The sequence below is a fragment of the Streptomyces sp. SLBN-31 genome (assembly GCF_006715395.1).
Lineage (GTDB): Bacteria > Actinomycetota > Actinomycetes > Streptomycetales > Streptomycetaceae > Streptomyces.
This window is the reverse complement of record NZ_VFNC01000001.1, coordinates 496,177-510,603: the sequence shown is the minus strand read 5'-3', so window position 1 is coordinate 510,603 and position 14,427 is coordinate 496,177. Positions and strand designations below refer to the sequence as shown.

The 14,427-nt window shown below is 73.1% G+C and carries 11 protein-coding genes; 6 read left to right on the top strand and 5 right to left on the bottom strand.

The window, feature by feature from the left end; all coding sequences use genetic code 11:
- Positions 1 to 117: 117 nt before the first annotated feature.
- The gene (locus tag FBY22_RS02465) at positions 118 to 1,290 is read right to left on the bottom strand and encodes a DUF4190 domain-containing protein (RefSeq protein WP_142142248.1); all 1,173 of its coding nucleotides are present in this window, start codon (positions 1,288 to 1,290) and stop codon (positions 118 to 120) included.
- Positions 1,291 to 1,422: 132 nt separating this feature from the next.
- Here FBY22_RS02465 and FBY22_RS02460 point away from each other — a divergent pair, with 132 nt between their 5' ends.
- Positions 1,423 to 2,625 (top strand): serpin family protein, encoded by a 1,203-nt coding sequence (locus FBY22_RS02460; protein ID WP_142142247.1) that lies wholly within the window; start codon positions 1,423 to 1,425, stop codon positions 2,623 to 2,625.
- Between the two features lie 9 nt (positions 2,626 to 2,634).
- Here FBY22_RS02460 and FBY22_RS02455 read toward each other — a convergent pair whose 3' ends face one another.
- Positions 2,635 to 4,800 (bottom strand): DEAD/DEAH box helicase, encoded by a 2,166-nt coding sequence (locus FBY22_RS02455; RefSeq protein WP_260844955.1) that lies wholly within the window; start codon positions 4,798 to 4,800, stop codon positions 2,635 to 2,637.
- Between the two features lie 219 nt (positions 4,801 to 5,019).
- On the opposite strand from FBY22_RS02455, the gene FBY22_RS02450 reads away from it, so the two are divergent.
- On the top strand, positions 5,020 to 6,723 hold the full coding sequence (locus FBY22_RS02450; RefSeq protein WP_142142246.1) for an APC family permease: 1,704 nt from the start codon (positions 5,020 to 5,022) through the stop codon (positions 6,721 to 6,723).
- On the opposite strand, the gene FBY22_RS02445 is transcribed toward FBY22_RS02450, so the two are convergent.
- The 3 genes from FBY22_RS02445 to FBY22_RS02435 are packed head-to-tail and all read right to left on the bottom strand — an operon-like array spanning position 6,704 to position 9,787.
- Entirely contained in the window at positions 6,704 to 8,446 is a 1,743-nt protein-coding gene (locus FBY22_RS02445; RefSeq protein ID WP_142142245.1) for a hypothetical protein, read from the bottom strand. The genes FBY22_RS02450 and FBY22_RS02445 overlap by 20 nt on opposite strands.
- Positions 8,443 to 9,471 carry a caspase family protein gene (locus tag FBY22_RS02440; RefSeq protein ID WP_142142244.1) on the bottom strand — a complete coding sequence of 343 codons (1,029 nt, stop codon included), beginning with the start codon at positions 9,469 to 9,471 and terminating at the stop codon, positions 8,443 to 8,445. Before FBY22_RS02440 ends, FBY22_RS02445 begins: the two co-directional genes overlap by 4 nt.
- A 1-nt stretch (position 9,472) precedes the next feature.
- Entirely contained in the window at positions 9,473 to 9,787 is a 315-nt protein-coding gene (locus tag FBY22_RS02435) for a hypothetical protein (protein WP_142142243.1), read from the bottom strand.
- A gap of 292 nt (positions 9,788 to 10,079) precedes the next feature.
- Between FBY22_RS02435 and FBY22_RS02430 the strand changes: the two genes are divergently transcribed.
- The 4 genes from FBY22_RS02430 (at position 10,080) to FBY22_RS02415 (ending at position 14,418) form a co-directional block, all read left to right on the top strand.
- Positions 10,080 to 11,738 (top strand): FAD-dependent monooxygenase, encoded by a 1,659-nt coding sequence (locus tag FBY22_RS02430; RefSeq protein ID WP_142142242.1) that lies wholly within the window; start codon positions 10,080 to 10,082, stop codon positions 11,736 to 11,738.
- Between the two features lie 184 nt (positions 11,739 to 11,922).
- Entirely contained in the window at positions 11,923 to 12,417 is a 495-nt protein-coding gene (locus FBY22_RS02425) for a hypothetical protein (protein ID WP_142142241.1), read from the top strand.
- A gap of 115 nt (positions 12,418 to 12,532) precedes the next feature.
- Positions 12,533 to 13,213, top strand: coding sequence for a class F sortase (locus FBY22_RS02420; protein ID WP_142142240.1), 681 nt, complete (start codon positions 12,533 to 12,535; stop codon positions 13,211 to 13,213).
- A 107-nt stretch (positions 13,214 to 13,320) separates the two neighbouring features.
- Positions 13,321 to 14,418 (top strand): SchA/CurD-like domain-containing protein, encoded by a 1,098-nt coding sequence (locus FBY22_RS02415; RefSeq protein ID WP_142142239.1) that lies wholly within the window; start codon positions 13,321 to 13,323, stop codon positions 14,416 to 14,418.
- The last annotated feature ends 9 nt before the right edge of the window (positions 14,419 to 14,427 follow it).

Genomic DNA, 14,427 nt, shown 5'->3' with positions numbered 1-14,427 from the left:
AACAGCCTGGCAACCGTGGGTTCCGCCATGCAAGCAAAGGCCAGGGAATCACTCGATGTGATGACATGTGCCGGGTGAGGGCTTTACGCAGGCACTTTCTCTCCGCTATAGCCGCCGTCACACCTCCAGTTCGGAAGTGTCTCCCCCGCCACCCCCTCCACCGTCCCGCGCGTCGCCGGAAGGCGGGGTGGTGGCGAGACCCAGAGCCTTGCGGGCGGTGACGGACCTGCCGGGGGCGGACAGCACCATGATCCGGTCGTAGGCGGCGTAGAAGCCGTCCGCGCCGGTCGCCGCGGCGGCCCGGGTCCACTGCTTGCGGATCGTCTCCACCTCCTTGGCGACGGCCGTGACCGGGCCCCTGGCGTCGGCGGGCCAGGTGTGGCCGCGCAGCGTGCGGGACTCCTCGGCGAGCGCCCCGGCCATCCGCACGGCCCAGTCCGTGCTCGCCCGCAGATCGTCGTCGGGGCCGTCCACGGGCTGGGTGTCGAGGGCCTTGTTCTCGATGTTGACGGCCTTGAGGTAGGCGATCTGATCGGTGTCCAGCGAGCGTCCGTCGTTGCGCAGCGAGCCGGTCAGGTTGCCACCGTCGTCGGTGCTGCCGAACACGCAGGTGACCTCCCGGTCGCCGTAGCGCCAGCTGTCCCGGGTCGGGGTGAGGTAGTACACGTCGACGTCGTCCGGCACGGCCCAGACGTCCATGGCATAGGAGTAACGCAGCGCGTAGCAGCGGGTGTCGGCGATGCCGGTGACCTTCTCGTCGCCGGGGTAGACGGCAGGGCCGGACATCTTGAAGGCGGCGAAGACCTCGCCGTCGTGCCGTCCGGCGCAGGGCACCTTGTCGACGTCGTAGGCCACGCCCTCCAGGGACCCGTCCGGCGAGTCGAAGCACTCGCCCTTGGTGAGGGTGTAGGCGCTGCCGTTGTCGTGCGCGGCCTCCTTGAAGCCGGACCAGAACTCGGAGATGCCGTTCGTGGCCAGTACCAGTACCCACAGGGCGAGTCCGACCGACGACAGGACCGACCCGGCGATCGCCATGCCCTTGCCTCGCTCGCCCTTCCGGCGGATCTGCCCGAGCGCGATCAGGCCGAACAGCAGCCCGAGGGCGGGGACGCAGCACAGGATGCCCAGGACCAGGGAGGCGATGGCGAGAGCGTTGACCGGGGCGGGGCGGTTGTACGGGCTGTAGCCCTGGCCCCAGGGCTGGTACGGGTACGGGTGCGGATACGGCGGCTGCGCGGGGAGCTGGGGCTCCTGGGGCTGTTGGGGCCCTGGGGGCGGCGGTATGGACATGGGTACCGTGCTCCTGGTTCGGGCGGCGCTGCGGGAGCTGCGCGCAGGGGTGCGGAGACGTACGTAACGACCGGCCTTGCGGGAGCGGTGTACGGCTGGGCGCATGGTAAGCGCGGGGCTGGTGGGGGCGGAATGCGGATCACGAATCAGACGATCCGGGCGGTCAACGACCTGACCGCCCGGTGGGCGGCGGTGGCGCCCGGCGGCACGGTGTTCTCCGCGGCCGGGGTGTGGCCGCTGCTCGGTCTCCTGGCCGACGGGGCCGGGGGCGCGGCCCGGACGGAGCTGGTGGAGGCGCTGGGTGTGCCCGACGGGCAAGCGGGCGCGGCGGCACGGGAGTTGCTCGGAGCGATGGGCGCGATGCGCGGGCTCGACCGTGCGCTCGGGCTGTGGACCCGGCGGACGCTGGAGCTGCGGGAGGCCTGGGCGGCGGGGCTGCCGGCCGGGGCGCACGGCGTGCTGACGGCGGACCCGGTGGCCGACAAGGCGGCGCTGGACGCGTGGGCGGCCGAGCGGACGGGCGGACTGATCGAGCGGATGCCGGTGGCGCTGTACGAGGACACCGACCTGGTGCTGGCGAGCGCGCTGGCGCTGCGGACCCGCTGGCTGCGCCCCTTCACCGAGAGGGCGACGGAGCCGGAGGCGGGTCCGTGGTTCGGCCGGACCCTGCTGGGGCTTCACCGGCGCACCGAGGTCCTGGACCGGATCGGCGTGGCCGACACCCGGTGGGGGCACGTCACCGAGCTGAAGGTGCTGGGCGACAACGCCGTCGACGTCCATCTGCTGCTCGGGGAGGAGCGGATGACGGCCGGGCAGGTCCTGGCGGCGGGGGTCGAGGTCCTGGCGCGCAGGTGTCCGGTCCTGCCGGGGCCGGCGCTGCCGTACGGGGAGGCCGGGCCGGGGCTGCGCGTGGTGAAGGAGCTGTCCACCAGGCCCCTGCCGCCGTCGCTGGACGTGCAGACGGTGGCGTTCGGGGTGACGGCCGAGCACGATCTGCTGGCGCGGCCCGAGTTGTTCGGGCTGGGCGCGGCGATGCTGGACCACACCCCCGGCCCCTTCCCCGGCATCAGCGGCGACCCGCTGTTCGTCGGGTCGGCCCGGCAGTCGGCGATGGCCCGGTTCTTCGCCCATGGCTTCGAGGCGGCGGCGGTGACGGCATTCGGCATGCCGGGGGGCGCGATGCCCCGGCTCCGCTGGGCGACCACCGTCGTCGAGGCCGTCTACGACCGCCCCTTCGGCTTCCTCGCCCTGCACCGCCACTCCCGGCTCGTGCTGGCGGCCGGGTGGGTGACGGACCCTCAGCCGTACCCGGAGTACGCCGAAGAGTGTCCCTGAGGCCCGGCGTCACCCGGCCGGTTCGGCCGCCAGTCTGCGCTGCTCCTCCTCCACGATCCGGCGGGCGATGTCGGCGTCCGAGACGTCGATCGCGTCCGGGGTGGCGTCGGCGGTGTCGCTGCGGCGGGCGTAGGCGTCGAAGAGGCGGCTCTTGTCGTTCAGGATGCGCAGGAGGCGTTCGTCGACGCTGTCGGGCGACAGCAGGCGGTGCACCTGGACCGGGCGGACCTGGCCCATGCGGTGCGCGCGGGCCACGGCCTGGTGTTCCAGGGTGGGTTTGACCTGCGGTTCGCACAGGATCACCACGGACGCCGCCTGGAGGTTGAGGCCGGTACCGCCCGCCTCGATCTGCGCGAGCAGGACCGCGTGGCCGTCGGCCGCCGTGAAGTCGTCGACCATGCGCTGACGGCGGGCGGCGGGAACGTTGCCCGCGATCGGACCCACGGTCGTGCCGTCCAGGGCCGACCCGACCGCGGCGAGCACGTCGCGGAAGTACGAGAACACCACCACCTTCAGGTCGTTCGCCGCCGCGTCCGCGACCAGTTCACGCAGCCGCTGCAGCTTCGCGGACTTCTCCGGGTCGGCGTAGGCGGCCCGGCGCATCGCCATGAAGTTCCCCGCGGCGACCGCCGTGCGGTAGGCGTCCTCGTCGGCCGCGCCGAACTCCTCCCACTCGTCCACCTGGAGCACGGCGGGGAGTTCGGTGAGCACGTCCTGCTGGTTGCGGCGCAGGTAGGCGGGGGCGACGGCTCTGCGGAAGGCGTGCGGGCCGGCGACCGCGTCGCTGTCGCGGATCCCGGGGAGCAGTTCCGGGCGCAGGAGGCGGACGAGCGTGCGGAACTCCTCGACGCGGTTCTCCATCGGGGTTCCGGTCAGGAACAGCACGCGGTCGCAGGTCTTCGTCCAGGCGGCGATCGACCTGGTGCGGCGGGTGTCGGGGTTCTTGACGTAGTGCGCCTCGTCCACGACGAGCATCCCGGGACCGGTGCCGTCGTCCGGGGCGGGCAGGGTGTGCAGCAGGTCGAAGGTGGTCAGGGCGATGCCGCCGCGCTCGCGCCACTCGGCGTACGCGTCCTGACGGTCCGGGCCGTGCACCGGCACCGCCCGCAGCGTGCTGCGGGAGCGGATCTCCCGCGTCCAGTTGATCAGCACGCTCGCCGGGCACACCACCAGGAAGTGCGTCTGTCCCTCGGCCGCGAGGTGGGCGAGCGCGGCGATGGCCTGGACCGTCTTGCCCAGGCCCATCTCGTCGCCGAGGACGACGCGGCGCTGGGCGAGGGCGAAGCGGGCGCCGAAGGACTGGTAGCCGCGCAGGGAGACCCGGCGGTGGATGTCGTCCAGGGGCTGCGCGCGTACCCGCTCGGCGACCTCCGACGGCAGGAAGCCCTCGGCGGCCGCCTCGTCCGTGCGGTGGGCGGAGACCTCGGCGAGTTGGCTGTAGTACTCGGCGGAGCGCAGTTCGAAGTCGACCCAGGCCTCGATCTCGTCGGCCGGCCCGCGCAGCAGGTCGGTCGAGGCCTGGGCCAGCTTCAACCGGGTGCCCTGCGCCTCCGCCTCGGCCGTCAGCGCGCGCAGCCGGGCCGTCGCGGCGAGGGCGACCTCCCTGCGGCGGTGGCCGGCGAGTGCCAGGCGGAGCCGGCCGGTGGCCGGGCGGGCGGCGGGCAGCAGTCCGGCCAGCTCACCGTCCAGCCGCCCGGCGGTGTCGACGGCGCTGCGCAGTTCCGGCCCGGCCTCCACGAGCCGGTGCAGGGCGACGACCAGGGCGGTGGTCCGGGGTTCGGGACGGTCGACGTCGATGCGGACCGAGACCGTCTCCGCGACGGCCGCCGCGATCTGGTGGGCGGCGGCGAGGGCCTGGTCGGCGGTCTGGGCGCCGACACCGGGGAGCCGGCGCAGTTCGTGGCGGCTCGCCTCGTGCACCGACCGCACCGTCGTGAACCCGGCCGCTTCCACGGCCGCCAGCCGCAGCCTGCCCTCGGTGGCGTCCTTCAGCCGGGCGACCGGGATGGACTCCAGCTCCCCGGCCACCAGTTCGTCCCTGAGCGGCGCCAGGGCGGAGCGCACCGCCTCCAGGGCGCGGGCGTGATCGTCGAGAACGGCACGCGCGGCCTCGTACAGCCGCGTGCCCTGCTCGCAGACCTCCCGGGCCCGCCGGCCCACGGGCGCCGCCTGCACCTCCCCCACGCCCACTCCGCCGTCCCTCCCGCGCCGCCGGTCCCACTGCCCACATCCTCGCACCAGGCACTGACAACCGGGCCTCGACGGCAGAAGGGGCCCTGAGGGGCGGGCAGCCCCTGACGTGCGATCAACTCCGGGGCGCCACCATGCCCCCGGCTGTACCCTTGTCGCCACTGTGCGTGAGGAGCTGCCGACGCTACGCGGGGGATAGGGCGGATGAGTCTCCGGGCATTGCCGTTCGAGGACGAGGACGAACAGCGGCGGTTGTCGGTGTTCCACCTCGTCGGTCTCGCCGCGGGCGGTGTGATCGGTTCGGGCTGGATGCTGGGGGCCGGCGAGGCGTTCCGCAAGGCCGGTTCGGACGCCTGGCTCGCCTGGCTGTTCGGCGGGCTGCTCATGCTGCTGATCGCGGGCGTCATGGTCGAGCTGGGCACCGCGGCGCCCAAGACCGGCGGGCTGATCTTCCTGCCGCTGCAGAGCAGCGGCGAGGTGGTGGCGACGGTCGTCGCGGCCGGGCTGTGGCTGGTGTACGCGATCAACCTGGCCAGCGAGGCCGTCGCGATGACGAAGGCGCTGTCCGGGTGGCGGGTGCACGGGCTCCTGGACGGCTCGGACACGCTCACCGACCGGGGCTGGTGCTACGCGCTGGTGTTCATGGCGGTGATCTCCGCGGTGAACCTGGTCGCCCCGCGCATCTTCTTCCGGATCAACTCCTGGCTGACCGTGCTGAAGGTCCTCGTCCCCGTGCTGACCGTCGTCCTGCTGATCGTCGCCGGCTTCGACGACCGGGGGCTGACGGCGAGCGCGCACAGCGACGGCAAGGGCGCGGCCGCGGCGCTGAGCGCGGTGGTCGGCAGCGGTGTGATCTACGCCTACGTCGGCTTCCAGGGGCCGCTGGACTTCGCCGGGAACGTCAAACGGCGGCCGCCGGGCGAGGCGGCCCGGCTGCGGCGGGCGGTCTTCGGGACAATCGTCGGCTCGATGGTGCTGTACATAGCGCTGCAGGCCGTCTTCACCCGGTACCACGACACCGAGTGGAGCGGCGCGAACATGGGGTCCTCGCCGTACGCGCACTTCGCGTACGCCGCCGGGCTGTTCTGGCTCGGCGTGCTGCTCCGCGTCAACGGCGTGGTCTCGCCGATGGGCGCCGGGCTCGTCTTCGCGCACGCCCTCACGCGCGAGGTCGCGGCGCTCAGCCGGGCGCATCTGACGCACCGGGGGCTGCAGACGGCCCGCAAGGCGTCCCTGAAACGGCGTTACGACGTGTACTGGCTGGTCCTGGTCGTCGACTTCTTCATCGCCGCCGTCGCCCTGCGCGCACTCGGCGGCAGCTGGAGCGCCCTGGTCGCCGCCACCGGGGTGCTGACCCTGGTCGTCTACGCCGTCCCCGGCGTGGCCCTGGTGTCGCTGCGCGAGCATCTGCCCGGCTACTCCGGCCGGCGGCGCGACGCCCACGAGGTGCTGGCCCGGGCGAGCTTCGCCCTGGTCGCGCTGATCCTCTACGGGGCGGGCTGGGCCTTCCTCTGGCAGGGTCTGGCGGCGCTCACGGTGGGCTGCGTGCTGCTGCTGTGGCTGCCGAGCCTGGCCCAGTGGCTGCCGGCGTTCGGCCGGATATACGACGCCAAGGTGCATGTGACGCAGTTCCGCCAGTGGCGTACCAGACCCTCCGCCCAGGCGGCGGTGTGGCTGCTGGGCCATCTCACGGTGCTGATGCTGCTGACCCTGTTCCTGGGCGACTCCCCGGTCGGCCTGCACCACAAGGTGCTGGGCGGCTTCCTGGCCGTCGTCACGGCACTGGTGTCCTTCGAGGGGCTGGTCAGGGCGTCCCGGCGGCACATCCGGCAGGTGCCGCCCATGCTGCCGACGCCGGGGATCGGCTCGCCCGCTGCGGCGCCGACGCCTATCGCAGTGAGCGAATGACCTCCCTGGCTTCCGCGTCGAACCCCTTCTCGCTCAGCTCGGCGACCGCCTCCTCCCGGCGCCGGGCGTCGGACCAGCGGCCCACGGTGGCCCGCAGCAGGAAGTGCCGGTCCTCCTCGTTCATGGCGCTGAGGCGCAACTGCGCGACGACGACCGCCACTTCCTGCGGGGTGATCCGCTGCTCGTTCTCCAGGCAGCGCTCCAGCAGGTCCCAGCCGTCCCGGCGCGGGTCCCGGCCGTCGCGGCGCAGGTCGGCGTCGTACAGCCGGGCCGCGATCCTGGCGACCACCGCGCCCGAGCCGTCCGGCGCGGGCACGGGGTCGGACGGGTCCGCGAGCTCCTTGCAGGCCAGGTAGACGGCCTCGGTGCGGCCGGCGCCGCGCAGTCCGTGGACGTACTCGACGAACAGATCGGCCTCCGCGGAGTTCGCCAGGACGCGGGCGGCGAGGCGGCGGGCGACGGTGCGGGCGGCGCGGTTACGGTCCCGCGGCCGCTCCACCTTGCCCAGCAGCGCCACCAGTTCGGCGCCGGTACGGCCGTCGGTGTGCACGGCCGCGGCGACGCGCAGCATCCGCCGGCACTCCGCCGGGGCGTTGACGTTGCTCAGCGCCGTGTCCAGCCGGTCGAGTTCGCGCAGCGACCGGGGTCCGGCGTCCCGGGCCGCTCCGCGGGCCACGATGTCGGCGAGCAGTTCCTCCGTCGTCCCCTTCAGCGCGTCGGACTCGTACCAGGTACGGACGATCTCGGCGAGGTCCTCCGTCTTCTCGCGCGCGGCGGCGTGCCGGCGGATCTCGGCGCACTTCGCGGCGTGCGGGGGCCTGCTCAGCCGGCCGCAGATCTCGGCGATGTCGTGCCGGGTGCGCCGCTTGCCGACGTGCTCCACGAGGGTGTCGGGGCCGTCGGTGCGGGTGGCGATCAGCTGGGCGATGATCTGGCGGGTCTCGTGCACGAAGTCGTCGTCGAGCTGGAGCTGGGCGTCGGCCCACTCCTCCAGGATGCGTTCGCGGGGGCTGACGTGGTGCAGCGCTCCGGCGAGGTCGTGGAACTGCCTCGGCACGGTGTCCGGCGTCTGCGCGCCGTTCTCGGTGATCGCGACGAGGGACCGGCGCAGGAGCTCGGCCGCCTCCTCCACGCACTCCTCGTCGCGCAGGGCGACGTAGAGCAGCGCCTTGTCGAGGTTGGTGCGGCCCGAGCTGGGCGTGGTGAAGACGCGGACCGTGCGGTCGACCATCTCGTGCCGGCCGGCGTCGCGGCACCGGCGGACGAACACGGCGACGTCGAGGACGGTGCGCTGGCAGGCGATGTCGTGGATGACGCCGTCGATGAGCCGGGGGCCTCCGTCGGCGGCCCCGCCCGGCTGGTGCTCGACGTCCCACTGTTTGATGGCGAGTTCCGCGGCCTGCAGGATGTTGCGGTACAGGGCCGCGGTGGCCAGCACGGTGACGGCGTCCCGGTCGTCGAACCGGGCCGCGGAGCGGATGAGTTCGTCCACGGACCGGCGCACGGCGAAGGCGTGCAGGGCACGGACCGCTGCGGCCGGCCGGGGCCCTACCCCGCCCTCGGTGCCCGGCGCGTCGCCCTCCCGCATGGCCTGCACACGGCCGACGAAGCCGTCGACCGTGCAGTTGGTCACCCATTCGTAGCCGGAGCTCCATGCCTCGCCGTCCTCGCTCTCGGCGGCGAGGGCCGGTTCAAAGCCCGCGGCCGTACGGCCGTCACTCATACGCGCAGTGCCTTCTCCGCCCTGTTCCAGTACCGGGCGAAGGCGTGCGGATCGCTGAAGGAGGTGTTGGCCCGGGCGTCGATGTGCCGGGCGAGGTGCCTGCTGGCCTCGTCGCGCCGGGAGCGGAGGATGGCGACCACGTCACCGGTCTTGCGCTCGTCGCGGAGCAGTTCGTCGAGGCGGGAGTCGCGGTCCAGCATCAGGGTCCTGACCCAGTCCTGCGGATCGACGGGGAGGTACGGGGCCCGGTCGCGCCGCGTGGGTTCCATCCGGTTGGTGAACAGCGGCGTGCCGTCGCGGGCGTCGTTCAGCGACATCCGCGGCACCTGGTGGCGGGCGGCCGCGCAGCTGTCCATCTCCCGCTTGACGGCCTCCCGCAGCAGGCCGATGGTCAGCCGGGACTCGTGGTCCTTGGTGCCGTCCTGCAGTATCCGCAGCAGGTGCCCGCTGAACGGGGTGCACCGCGCGAGGTCTCCGGGCAGCGAGGAACAGCCCTCGGCGGAGGCGAAGTTGGCGTTCTTGACGGCGGTGAAGACGCAGGTGCCCTCGTCCAGTTCGCCCAGGACGCCGGGCAGCACCGGCTCCTCCCCGAGCTGCGGCAGCAGGTTGGAGTAGCAGCAGTCGGCGATCAGGACCTTCAGCTTCGCCCTGGCCCTGCGCATCACGCGGTAGACGTACCAGCTCGACAGCCAGGTCCAGGGCTGGTTCTTGTGGGAGGAGCCCACGGAGAAGTGCACCTGGGCGCCGGGCAGGTCGCTCCAGTACTGGCCGTGGCCGACGTAGACCACGAGGAAGATGTCCTCGGGTTCCGTCTCGTCCGCCGCCTGCTGCAGGGCCCGCATCACGCCGTCCGCGGTGCCGACCTCGTCGGAGCCGAGGACGCGGCAGCTGTCGGGGCCCCACATCGCGTCGCCGGAGAGCACCTCGCCGTACATGCGCGCGCTCTCGCCGATCGACGGGTGGGAGTCGATGCCCGAGTTCACGGCGTACGTCGCCGGTCCGATGACCACCGCCCTGGATGCCATGTCAGCCGTCCCGGTCGGTCGTGCCGGACTCCGGCTCGGTGTCGACGGAGGTGTCCAGCGGGTCGAGGCGCTCGCCGCGCCACCGCTCGACGACCTGCTTGGCCGCGTCCACCGCCGCCGAGACGGTCATCTCGGTGGCCTTGCCGACCACGGCGACCAGGATGATCTCGACGATGCCGCCGGTGAGGACGCCGTCCTCCTCGACCTCCCGGCGGTGCCAGGCCAGGCCGGTCTCCGCCGCGAGTTCGCCGAGCATGCGGTCCGGATCGTCCAGCCCGAGCGGTCCCTTGACGGAGACCGAGATCTTCACAGCCATGCCAACGCCCCCGCGTCGAGGTCCGATCTGCCGTGTGCGCCGGGGCCGGTCACACCCGGTCCGCCCCAACGCCGTTACCAGCCTACCCACTTGGGCAAGATCCACCTGGGGTTCGTACGGAGATCGCGGGAGCGCCGGCCGGTGGTGCGCGAAGCACACGCCCCGCACACCGGCCGGCCGTGCGCGCCTGCCAACGGGTGAAATCTGACCCGTTGTCAGCTCTGCGGGGCATGGATGGAGGGCCGACCCCAACACGGCCGAGTCGGTGGAGACGACGCGCCGGAGGCGAGTGATGAACGAAGAAGCGGAGCAGACGGGCGCCCGCGTCCACAGGACGCCGGTCCTGATCGTCGGCGGGTCCCTGGTCGGCCTGTCGACGTCGCTGTTCCTCGGACGGCTGGGGGTGGAGCACACGCTGGTCGAGCGGCACGCCGGCACCTCCATCCACCCGCGCGGCCGCGGCAACAACGTCCGCACGATGGAACTGTTCCGGGTGGCCGGCGTCGAACCGGCGATCCACCGGGCGGCGGCCACCCTGTCCGGCAACCACGGCATCCTGCAGACGCCCACCCTGGTCGGGGACGCCGGCGAGTGGCTGTTCCGGCAGATCGACCCGGGCGGCGGGCTGGCCCGGTTCAGCCCCAGCGGCTGGTGCCTGTGCAGCCAGAACGACCTGGAGCCGGTGCTGCTGGAGCACGCCCGGCGGCTGGGCGGCGATCTGCGGTTCGCCACCGAGATGATGTCCTTCGACGCCGGTCCGAACGGCGTGACCGCCGTGGTCAAGAGCCGTGAGACCGGCGAGCACACGACCATCCGCGCGGACTATCTCGTCGCCGCCGACGGCCCGCGCAGTCCGGTCCGCGAGCAGCTCGGCATCGGCCAGAGCGGCCCCGGCGATCTGTTCCACAACGTCAGCGTCACCTTCCGCTCCCGCAGGCTGGCCGAGGTGGTGGGCGAGCGCCGCTTCATCGTCTGCTACCTGACCAGCCCGGACGCCGACGGCGCGCTGCTGCCCGTGGACAACGTCGAGAACTGGGTGTTCCACGCGCCCTGGCACCCCGAACACGGCGAGACGCTGGAGGAGTTCACCGACGAGCGGTGCGTCGAGCACATCCGGCGCGCCGTCGGTGTGGCGGACCTGGACGTGGAGATCACCGGGCGGGCGCCCTGGCACGCCGCCCAGCGCGTCGCCCGCAGCTACCGCTCGGGCCGCGTCTTCCTGGCCGGCGACTCGGCCCACGAGATGTCCCCCACCGGGGCGTTCGGCTCCAACACCGGCATCCAGGACGCGCACAACCTCGCGTGGAAGCTGGCCGCGGTGCTGGGTGGCTGGGCCGGCGAGGGACTGCTGGAGACGTACGACGCCGAGCGGCGGCCGGTGGCGGAGGCGACCAGCGCCCGGGCCGCCGCCCGGTCGGCCGAGCACAGCCACCCCGGTTTCGCGCCGCCGCCCGGGGCGGGGGCCGGCGGCCCCCAGCGGGGCATCCTCAACGTGGCCCTCGGCTACCGCTATCCGCAGGGCGCCGTCGTCGGCACCGAGCCCACCGCCCCGGTCGTCCCGGACGGCCTCGCCCTGACGGGTGAACCCGGCAGCCGCGCCCCGCACATGTGGCTGCGTCACCACGGCGAGCGGATCTCCACCCTCGACCTGTACGAGAAGTCCCTGGTCCTGCTGAGCGGGGCCGGTCAGCCGGGTGGCTGGCACGAGGCGGCCCTCCGGCTCGCGGCGCAGACGTCCGTCCCGGTCGAGTCGTACCGCGTGGGCAGCGGGCCCGACGCCGAGCTGGTGCCCGAGGAGGGCGCGGACTGGGCGCAGTGCCACGGCACGGAGCCCGGGGGCGCCGTGCTGGTCCGCCCCGACGGGTTCGTGGCCTGGCGCTCGCCGGGCCCGGTGCCGGACGCCGAGTCGACGCTGCGTCATGTTCTGACGGAGGTGACGGCACTGACCTGATCTCGGGGCAGGAGGGCCGGCCGGGCGGTGCGACACCGCCCGGCCGGCCCATTCCGTTCACCCGCGTGATCGTCTTGAGTGGTGGGGGAGCGCCACCGCGCTGACGGTGGTTCATGTCGGGGCCGGGTCACCTCAGCTGACACGACGACAGCTGCCCAGGCCCGCGACGGAAGGAAATCCACCTATGCGCTCTGCTCGCATGCTTCTGGCCACCGCGGCGGCCACGGCCGTCCTGGCGATCACCGCCCCCGGCGCCTACGCGGCCGACGGCGGCTGGAGTCCGGACGCCTCCTCTTCCTCCTCGTCCTCCGGCAAGGAGCACGACTCTTCCTCCTCCTGGTCCAAGGAGCACGGCAAGGACGGCAGCCACGACGGACCGCGTGGTGGCATGCACACGGGTGGCGGGGCGCTGACCGCCGTGAAGGGGGACTGGGGCGGCTCCTCGGACCCCCGGTTCGACCCGAACACCTACCGCAACAACGGCGACGGCTCGTCGAGCGGCTCCGGTGACTCCAACGGCTGGCACGGTGAGCACGACAAGCCGCACGGGGGCATGCACACCGGTGGCGGCGCGCTCGCCACGCCGACGGTGACCGCGGGCGGGCTGGCCGTCCTGGGCCTCGCCGGGGCCGGCCTGTACGCGGCGCGGCGCAGGAAGACCGCAGGAAGCCTGGCCTAGCCATGCCGGACGCGATAGCGGCCCGGGCCGCCACACGCGCCCCCGTGGCGGCCCGGCCGCTCCCGCCCTCGCCCCGTCCGCTCGACTGCCGTGTCCGAGTGAGGTGTTCTTCCCGATGGCAGCCCCTTCCTCTCCCCCCTCCGGCGACGACCCGGCCTCCACCGCGAGTTCGCGTACGAGCCCGGTCATGATCTGGGCCGCGGCCGGGCTGCTCCTGGCCATCGCCCTGATCGCGGGCCACGACCCCGCGCCCGGCACCTCCCGGGCCCCGCGCGCCGAGCAGGCCGCCGTATCGGCCCCACCCGCCCAGGCGGCTCCGTCGGGGAGTTCGGCGGGACCGCACCTGCCCTGGTCGAGGCCGGTGCGTCTGCGCATCCCGAAGATCGGCGTCGACGCGCCCTTCACCGACCTGTCCCTCGGCGCGAACGGGCAGCTCCAGCCACCGCCGGCGGCCGACACCAACCTCGTCGGCTGGTACGCCGGCGGCGCCGCGCCCGGACAGACGGGCACGGCGGTCATCGCGGGGCACGTCGACACCAAGACGTCCGCCGCCGTCTTCGCCGACCTGGGCGAACTGCGCAAGGACGACGTGTTCTCCGTGGAGCGCGCCGACGGCCGTACCGCCACCTTCCAGGTCGACGGCGCGGAGACCTTTTCGAAGGCGGACTTCCCCAGCGACCGCGTCTACGGCGACACCCCGCGGGCCGAGGCGCGCCTCATCACCTGTGCGGGCGATTACGACCGCACGGTCCGGGACTACACCGACAACCTGGTCGTCTTCGCGCACCTGGTGTGAGCCACGGTCACCCGCGTAGTTCACGCGAGTCGCGCGCTTCACAGGACGGGCTCAGGATCGAGAACGCCGAGAAGCAAGCAATCCCCCGAGAAGGAGATGTGCGCAGGATGACCACCACGTCCGAACGTGCCCCCCAGGCATCGCCCCGTGTGTCCCAGTCCGTGTTCGACGGCTCCCAGCTGCGGGTCGTGCTGCTCGTGGACGTCTACGACGGCGCCCAGCAGCAGTTCCTGGAGGCCTACGAGCAGTTGTGCCACCAGGTCGCGTCCGTCCCCGGGCACGTCAGCGACCAGCTGTGCCAGTCCATCGAGAACCCCTCCCAGTGGCTGATCACCAGCGAGTGGGAGAGCGCCCCGCCGTTCCTCGCCTGGGTCAACAGCGAGGAGCACGTGCGGATGGTGGAGCCGCTGCACAGCTGCGTGCGGGACACGCGGTCGCTGCGCTTCCACGTCGTCCGCGAGACCGGCGGTCCCGCCGTGGGCGACAAGCGCCGGCTGCAGAGCATGCCGCGCATCGGTGACGGTGTGATCCGGCACGCGCTCACCTTCACCGTCAAGCCGGGAAGCGAGGAGCAGGTCAAGAAGATCCTCGCCGACTACGCCTCCCCCGAGCCCCGCGTCGACGACAACACCCGGCTGTGCCGTACGTCCCTCTTCATGCACGGCAACCGGGTGGTACGGGCCGTCGAGGTCAAGGGCGACCTGCTGGCCGCGCTGCGCCACGTCGCCCGCCAGCCCGAGGTCCGCGCCGTCGAGGAGGCCATCAACCCCTACCTGGAGCAGGACCGGGACCTCGACGACCCCGAGTCGGCCCGGATGTTCTTCACCCGTGCGGCCCTGCCCGCCGTGCACCACGTGACGGCGGAGCAGCGGGACACGCAGGTGGAGCGGCACGCCCTGTACTACCCGGCCCGTCCGGGACACGGGATGCGGCTGGCCGAGGTGCTGGCCCGGCAGGACGCGGCGGCGGCGGACCACCCGCACGGTCCGGTCCTGCGCAGCACCATCTTCCAGCGCGACGACATCGTTGTCCGGCTGATCGACGTGCGCGGCGCGCTCGACACCGCCGCTCCCGGGCCGTTCCTCGGGCTCACCGACCCCGGGCAGGTGGCCGAACTGACCACGTTCCCGGACGACGACCCGGCGCGCGTGCTCGAGACCGCGCGTATGGACCTCGTCACCGACCGCCGTTCGCCCGACGCCTGACCGGTCGAC